Genomic DNA, 7,505 nt, shown 5'->3' with positions numbered 1-7,505 from the left:
CTCGATGGCCTCGTCAGTGGCCTTGCCGCCGCGGATATCCCAGTTATCCAGGTGCTCCTCCAACGACGGGGAGTGTACAGAGCGGACATCCATTTGCAGCAGGCCGGCGCGACGCAGCTCGCCGAGGATGGCTGGAATACCACCGGCGCGGTGGACGTCCTCCATGTAGTAGTCAGAGTTCGGCGCTACCTTAGACAGACACGGAACACGACGGGAAATCGCGTCGATGTCAGAGAGGTCGAAGTCAATCTCGCCCTCCTGCGCGGCAGCGAGAATGTGCAGCACGGTGTTGGTGGAGCCACCCATGGCAACATCGAGCGTCATGGCGTTGACAAATGCGTCGCGGTTGGCGATGTTGCGCGGCAGCACGGACTCGTCGCCATCGTTGTAGTAGCTCTTCGCCAGGTCCACGATTAGCTCACCGGCGCGGGTGAACAAGTCGCGGCGAGCCTGCTGAGTCGCCAGCGTAGAACCATTGCCCGGCAGGGACAGGCCGAGGGCCTCGGTCAGGCAGTTCATCGAGTTTGCGGTGAACATACCCGAGCAAGAACCACAGGTCGGGCACGCCGAGCGCTCGATGTCCAGCAGGTTCTTGTCATCGACCTTGTCATTCGCGGATGCAGAAATAGCCGAGATTAGGTCAGAGCCAGGCTTGACGACGCCATCGATAACAACCGATGACCCCGATTCCATCGGCCCGCCGGAAACGAAGACCACCGGGATATTCAGGCGCAGAGCCGCATTGAGCATGCCTGGCGTGATCTTGTCACAGTTGGAAATACACACCAACGCGTCAGCGGTGTGAGCGTTGACCATGTATTCCACAGAGTCGGCAATAATTTCACGGGATGGCAGCGAGTAGAGCATGCCGTCATGTCCCATTGCGATACCGTCGTCGACGGCGATGGTGTTGAACTCACGGGGGACACCACCTGCCGCGGTTACAGCTTCCGCAACGATGTCGCCAACATCCTTCAGGTGCACGTGCCCTGGCACAAACTGGGTGTAAGAGTTTGCAATTGCGATAATCGGCTTGCCGAAGTCGCTATCGGACATGCCAGTCGCACGCCATAGGGAACGAGCGCCAGCGGCATTACGTCCGGCAGTGGTGACTTTAGAGCGAAGGGGGATCATGTGGGCTGCCCTTCCTAGATAGGGTGCAAGGTAACTAATTGTCCATACTAATCACAAAAGCCCCTAATGTCTCATTTCGCGGTCACTAGTGTCCGCATAATGAGATTTAGGGGCTTTTGTGGACTGCTTAGATGTTACTCAGCAGAGACTTCGCCTTTAGCCTTAGCGCCTTTAACCTTGGCGTCAGCCTCAACCTCACTGGCCTTCTTCATTACGGAGTAGCCATCGCGGTCAAAGACCTCGACCTTGTCATTTTCCGCCATGCGAGCCGAAGTAATCGGATCCGGAATCAGACCGCCGGTGGCTTCCTTTAGCTCGGGCAGTGAATTAAAAGAGATGGCCGGCAGCGCGATACGCTCATCTGACTTGGTGACCGCAAAGGCTCGACCGCCCTTGTTGAAGAAGATGCCTGCAAAATCACTCCAGGGCACCGAACGGCGCTGGGACAGTAGATAAACCGCAGTGATGCCGCGTGACCCCACGGTGGTGCGTACTCGGAAAATCCAAAGCGTATAAATCAACGGTGCCAGGAAGGTAACGGCCAGCCACGGGGTAAAGCCGGCGGCAATTACACACAGCACGACCATGAACGCAACGATGAACAGATGCGTCTTCTGTGGGCGAAATCGCTGCGTCGCAATTTTTGGCTGTGGAGTCGAGTCAGTCATGGCTATTGATTGTAGCGGGTAGTTCGGATTGGCTAGTGCACGGTAGGCGGTTGCGCGTTATTGCGTATCAGCCGAGTTCGGTTCCGCGTTGTTAGTGGAGTCCGTCGACTGCGATCCACCAGTGTCCTCGTTGCCAGTGTTGCTCTGCTCGGAGCTTGGCTGGGTGGAGGTGGTGGTCGAAGGTGTGCGGTTCTGTGTGTTCTGCGGCTGCTGAGAAGTCTCCGTTGGCTGGTTTTGAGATGTCTGATTCTGCTGAGTGGTCTCGGTGGGCTGCACATTCTGTGTGGTGCTAGTCGGCTGGTTGGATGACTGTGGTGCCGACGACTCTTCCGAGTCCTCTTCCTGTGTCGCTACGCGATCGTTCCACCTGCTCGGTGCCAACCATCCAGATGGGCCGTCCTCAGTTTCGAGTGTCATCAGGTTCAAAATGAAGAGAATCAGTAAGGTTACCAGGAGTACAATCGTCGAAACGCGAGCGCGCCCACCTGCGGAGAGGGTTCGACGAACCTTCTGGCGCGTCGTGAGTGTCTTCCAATCGGGGTGGTTAATCAGCTTGCGGATGGCGCTGTTGCTTTCACTGTCTTCCTGCTCGCGTCGCGCATCGTCAAGATCGGCTCCCGCGTGCGGAAGATCGGATCGCTCATTCTCGTCTTGCTTGTCGACGGTCTGAGTTTCGATCAGCTTAGTTTCCGCGGTGACTGGCTCGACTGCTGTGTCCGGTACCATTTCGACAACCTCGGTTGGAGCGCTGTCGACGTCGTCAAGCGCCTGCTTGTTCTCGCGCTTAGCGTCGGCCTGCTTGAGCTGTTCAATCATCGTGTCATCGCGGACGTGGCCGGTGATTTCTTCGGCGGGAGCAAACGGGGTCTGTTGGGCGCGCTCGCCGTAGTCATCCCACCAGGTGTCGATGACTGCGGCGCGGATGGCGCGCTCGATAAGCCATTGGTCGCCCGGTTTGCAGTCGACAATCAAGCGCATGGTGACGGTCCACGGCAGCCCCATAACCGTTGGTGGATTGAGCTCTGTAGAGGACTGCATCTTGATTTCGGAGAGAACGGAGTCCTTGATTGAGTCCAGCGCGATTGCGCGCTTAGCAGCGGCGACGGTGCGCTCTTCCAAATCCTTAATGGAACCACCGGCGGTCATCGGTACCGGTACTTCGACGACGGCACGCGACCACTGCGAGGAGTAGTTGATACACATACGTGCCTCGGAGTTCGGCACGATAATTTCCTCGCCGTTTAGGGTTCGAATGGTCGTGGCGCGCAATGTCATATTGACGACGTCGCCCTGCACGGTGCCGGAAGGGGAATGGAACTCAACCCAATCGCCGATGCCGTACTGTTTCTCGGCAATGATGAACATGCCTCCGAGGAAGTCGGCGATGACTCCCTGGGCACCAAAACCAACAGCAGCGGAAACAACCGTTGCGGGGATGGCGGCGGCGGTTAGCGAGATTCCGAATTTCGACAGAATCGCGATGATTAAGACGAAGTACGCAATAACTTCGACGATGTAAACAACAGCGCCAATGAGCGCGCGTCGTCCCTTGGCTTGCTCGTCCTCAGAGGAGATATTTCCGTCTGCGATTGCCAGAACGAAACGTCGGATGCGGGGAACAAGAATTAGCAGAATGGCCAGGCTTGCAATGGCAAGACCGTTGCTGGCTATCCATTGCCATGCCCGTAACAACATGAATTGTAAAAATTCCATGCTCTCCACCGTAGGTCGTTCGCCTTAAGATGGGCTGAGTTTAAAGATAAGGAATTATGCATAAAGAGGAGCTTCGAGGTGAGCCGCTCTGGCGTGCCGACTCGGATACACCGCCTCTGCACCGTCTCGGGTGCACCAGCGTATCGGGGGTGGGGGTGTTTCTGGGTAAAGTGATTCCCAAAGCTGGGGTGGGACTGCTGTGGGGAAACGGGTGGGAAGTGGGTAGGCGCTCGGGTGTTAAGCGGGCGGGGGTGTCCAATTGGCGGGATTGACTTCTCACTATGTGGACGTTAAGGTTGTAGTCAACGCCACATTCGTAGCTTCTTCGCGTGAATGTGAGTTGAGTAGTTGCCCACCATGACCCAGGAGCGAAATCGTGAACGCGCACGAGCAGCACACCCCATCGCCCGCCCAATTCGCAGCTAAGGCGCGCACCAGCGCCCCCGAGCGAATTTCTGGTGCAAAAGCCATTGTCCGATCTCTTGAAGAGCTTGGTGTTGAGGTAGCCTTCGGTATCCCCGGTGGTGCAGTGCTTCCGCTCTACGATCCGATTTATGACTCGGAAAAGCTCCGCCACGTCCTCGTGCGCCACGAGCAGGGAGCTGGTCACGCTGCCACTGGTTACGCGCAGGTTTCCGGCAAGGTCGGTGTGTGTATCGCGACTTCCGGCCCGGGTGCTACTAACCTGGTTACCCCGCTCGCGGATGCTCAGATGGACTCCGTTCCGGTTGTCGCCATCACCGGTCAGGTCGGTCGCCCGCTGCTGGGTACTGACGCTTTCCAGGAGGCTGACATCCGCGGTGTGACCATGCCGATCACTAAGCACAACTTCATGGTCACCGAAGCTGAGGACATCCCGCGCGCGCTCGCTGAGGCATTCCACCTGGCTTCTTCTGGTCGCCCAGGCCCGGTTCTGGTCGATGTTCCGAAGGACCTCCAGAATACGATGATTGACTTCACCTGGCCGCCGGAGATTGACCTGCCGGGCTACCGTCCTGTGACGACTCCGCACCAGCGTCAGATTGACGAAGCAGCTGAGATGATTGCTGCGGCCAAGCGTCCGGTGCTCTACATCGGTGGTGGCGTCATTAAGGCTGATGCTTCCACGGAGCTGGTCGAGTTCGCCGAGCAGACTGGAGTTCCGGTCGTGACCACGCTGATGGCTCGCGGCGCATTCCCGGACTCGCACCCGCTGCATATGGGTATGCCGGGCATGCACGGCAAGGTGTCCGCCGTCGCTGCTCTGCAGAAGTCCGACCTGCTCATCACTATCGGTGCGCGTTTCGACGACCGTGTTACCGGTGATCTGAATTCCTTCGCGCCGAACGCGAAGGTTATCCACGCAGACATTGACCCGGCAGAGATTGGCAAGCTCCGTGAAGTTGACGTTCCCATCGTCGGCGATGCCCGCGAGGTCCTTGCCGCACTTAGCGAGTCCTACACCAAGCTCGGTCTTAGTCGCCCCCAGATTGCCGACTGGCTGAAGCTTCTCGACGGTCTCCGCGACGAGTTCCCCCTCGGGTGGGAAGAGCCCGCTGATGGTGCAATCGCTCCGCAGTTTGTAATTCAGACCCTGTCCGACATCGTTGGCCCGGAGGCCATCTATGCCGCTGGCGTCGGCCAGCACCAGATGTGGGCAGCGCAGTTCGTCCAGTACGAGAACCCGCGCACCTGGCTTAACTCCGGTGGTGCCGGCACGATGGGCTACTCAATCCCGGCTGCGATGGGCGCCAAGGCGGCTGCTCCAGAAAAGGAAGTCTGGGCCATTGATGGTGACGGTTGCTTCCAGATGACCAATCAGGAGCTAACCACCTGTGCAATGGAAGGTTTTCCCATCAAGGTTGCCTTGATCAACAACGGTAACCTGGGCATGGTTCGTCAGTGGCAGACGCTGTTCTACGATCAGCGCTACTCCAACACCAAGCTGCGCCCGGAGGACAACTCCTACCTGCCAGACTTCGTCCAGCTCTCCGAGGGGCTTGGCTGCGTGGCGATTCGCGTGACCAAGAAGGAAGATGTCGCGGCCGCAATTAAGAAGGCACGCGAGATTAATGACCGACCGGTGGTTATTGACTTCATTGTCGGTGAGGATGCTCAGGTGTGGCCGATGGTGGCAGCTGGCAAATCCAATGATGAGGTCGAATACGCCCGTGGTCTGCGCCCGCTGTTCAACGATGAGAACTCAGCGGCCGAGACCCCGGCTGACATCCACGGCACTGTTGTGGACAACGCCGAGGACGCCGCGAAGCAGCCCGACGCTAACCACCCGTCCATGAAGACCCGCTAATCGGGATCCGAAGCAACAGGAAGTGAGTCCCAAAATGGCTGAACTGCACACTCTATCCGTGTTGACCCTCGATGAGCCGGGTATTCTGGTCCGCATTGCGGGCATGTTCACCCGCCGAGGTTTCAGCATCCAGTCGATTACCTCGGGTGAAACTGAGACCGAGGGAGTCAACCGCATCACTGTCGTGGTTGAGACGGAGACGCTGCCGATCGAACAGATCACTAAGCAGCTCAACAAGCTAGTGCCCGTGCTGAAGGTGGTCCGCCAGCCCCCAGAGACCATGGTGTCGCGCGGACTGCTAATGGTGAAGGTTTCCTGCGACAACACCAATCGTCCGCAGGTCGTCGATGCCGCCAATCTCTTCCGTGCCCGCGTGGTGGACGTCTCTCAAGAGTCTGTCATCATTGAGGCGACGGGTGAGCGCTCGAAGCTTGTAGCCCTGCTGGAGGTCCTCGAGCCGTTTGGTATCCGTGAGCTCATTCAGTCCGGTACCGTCGCAATGGCACGCGGGCCGAAGCCGATGCTCCAGCCCCGCTAACAACTAAACGCTAAGATTTTTAACGAATCCGATTCGAAAAGAGGCTAATTTTAATGGCTATTGAACTGCTGTACGACGACGATGCTGATCTGTCCATCATCCAGGGGCGTAAGGTTGCCATCCTGGGCTACGGTTCCCAGGGCCACGCTCACGCTCAGAACCTGCGCGAGTCCGGTGTCGAGGTTGTTATCGGTCTGCGTGAAGGCTCCAAGTCCGCTGTGAAGGCCCAGGAAGCTGGCTTTGAGGTTAAGTCCAACGCAGATGCCGCTGCATGGGCAGACGTCATTATGGTGCTGGTTCCGGACACCACCCAGGCAAAGGTTTACAGCGAGGACATCGAGCCGAACCTGAAGGACGGCGACGCGCTGTTCTTCGGCCACGGTCTGAACATCCACTTCGACCTCATCAAGCCGGCTGACAACATCACCGTCGGTATGGTTGCTCCGAAGGGGCCGGGTCACCTGGTTCGTCGTCAGTTCGTCGATGGCAAGGGCGTTCCGTGCCTGATCGCCGTTGACCAGGATCCGAAGGGCGAGGGCCGCGACCTGGCTCTGTCTTACGCTGCAGCTATCGGTGGCGCCCGCGCTGGCGTTATCCCGACCACCTTCGAGGCAGAAACTGTGACCGACCTCTTCGGTGAGCAGGCTGTTCTCTGTGGCGGCACCGAGGAACTGGTCAAGGTCGGTTTCGAGGTTCTGGTTGAAGCTGGTTACGAGCCGGAGATGGCATACTTCGAGTGCCTGCACGAGCTGAAGCTGATTGTTGACCTGATGTTCGAGGGCGGTATTGCCAACATGAACTACTCGGTCTCCGACACCGCTGAGTTCGGTGGCTACCTGTCTGGCCCACGCGTTATTACCGCTGATACCAAGCAGCACATGCGCGAGATTCTGTCTGACATTCAGGACGGCACCTTCACCAAGCGTCTGATTGCCAACGTCGAGGGCGGCAACAAGGAGCTCGAGGACCTGCGCGCTTCCTACAACAACCACCAGATTGAAGAGGTCGGCTCCAAGCTGCGCGACCTGATGAGCTGGGTTAAGGTCGACGCTCGCGCTGAGACCGCCTAAGTTTGTTGCTTAAGCGAATCCTTCGCTTGTTCGCGAAGTAGGGCTTCATCACTGAGCTTCATCGCCGTGATGAGGCCCTTTTCGTATCTCTCTTA

6 protein-coding genes are annotated in these 7,505 nt (G+C 58.0%); 3 read left to right on the top strand and 3 right to left on the bottom strand.

The features are described 5' to 3' along the window. The 3 genes from HMPREF3011_RS11410 to HMPREF3011_RS06500 all read right to left on the bottom strand — a co-directional run. Nucleotides 1-1,134: dihydroxy-acid dehydratase domain-containing protein (locus HMPREF3011_RS11410; protein WP_246821449.1), on the bottom strand; the 1,134-nt coding region annotated here is incomplete at its 3' end. 134 nt (nt 1,135-1,268) lie between these two features. Continuing rightward, nucleotides 1,269-1,802, bottom strand: coding sequence for a PH domain-containing protein (locus HMPREF3011_RS06505; RefSeq protein ID WP_070432184.1), 534 nt, complete (start codon nt 1,800-1,802; stop codon nt 1,269-1,271). A gap of 57 nt (nt 1,803-1,859) precedes the next feature. Continuing rightward, nucleotides 1,860-3,515: a mechanosensitive ion channel family protein gene (locus tag HMPREF3011_RS06500; RefSeq protein WP_070432185.1), complete on the bottom strand. Its 1,656-nt coding sequence runs from the start codon at nt 3,513-3,515 to the stop codon at nt 1,860-1,862. A gap of 376 nt (nt 3,516-3,891) precedes the next feature. Here HMPREF3011_RS06500 and HMPREF3011_RS06495 point away from each other — a divergent pair, with 376 nt between their 5' ends. The 3 genes from HMPREF3011_RS06495 to ilvC are packed head-to-tail and all read left to right on the top strand — an operon-like array spanning nt 3,892 to nt 7,410. Beyond that, nucleotides 3,892-5,802 carry an acetolactate synthase large subunit gene (locus HMPREF3011_RS06495; RefSeq protein WP_038628554.1) on the top strand — a complete coding sequence of 637 codons (1,911 nt, stop codon included), beginning with the start codon at nt 3,892-3,894 and terminating at the stop codon, nt 5,800-5,802. 34 nt (nt 5,803-5,836) lie between these two features. Continuing rightward, nucleotides 5,837-6,340: an acetolactate synthase small subunit gene (ilvN, locus tag HMPREF3011_RS06490; protein ID WP_038628556.1), complete on the top strand. Its 504-nt coding sequence runs from the start codon at nt 5,837-5,839 to the stop codon at nt 6,338-6,340. Nucleotides 6,341-6,393: 53 nt separating this feature from the next. Further along, on the top strand, nt 6,394-7,410 hold the full coding sequence (gene ilvC, locus HMPREF3011_RS06485) for a ketol-acid reductoisomerase (protein ID WP_038628558.1): 1,017 nt from the start codon (nt 6,394-6,396) through the stop codon (nt 7,408-7,410). Nucleotides 7,411-7,505 lie beyond the last annotated feature (95 nt).

This window comes from Corynebacterium sp. HMSC074C04 (genome assembly GCF_001838295.1).
Taxonomy (GTDB): Bacteria; Actinomycetota; Actinomycetes; order Mycobacteriales; family Mycobacteriaceae; genus Corynebacterium; species Corynebacterium amycolatum.
The sequence above is the reverse complement of the archived record's forward strand: the minus strand, read 5'-3'. Positions and strand labels throughout refer to the sequence as shown.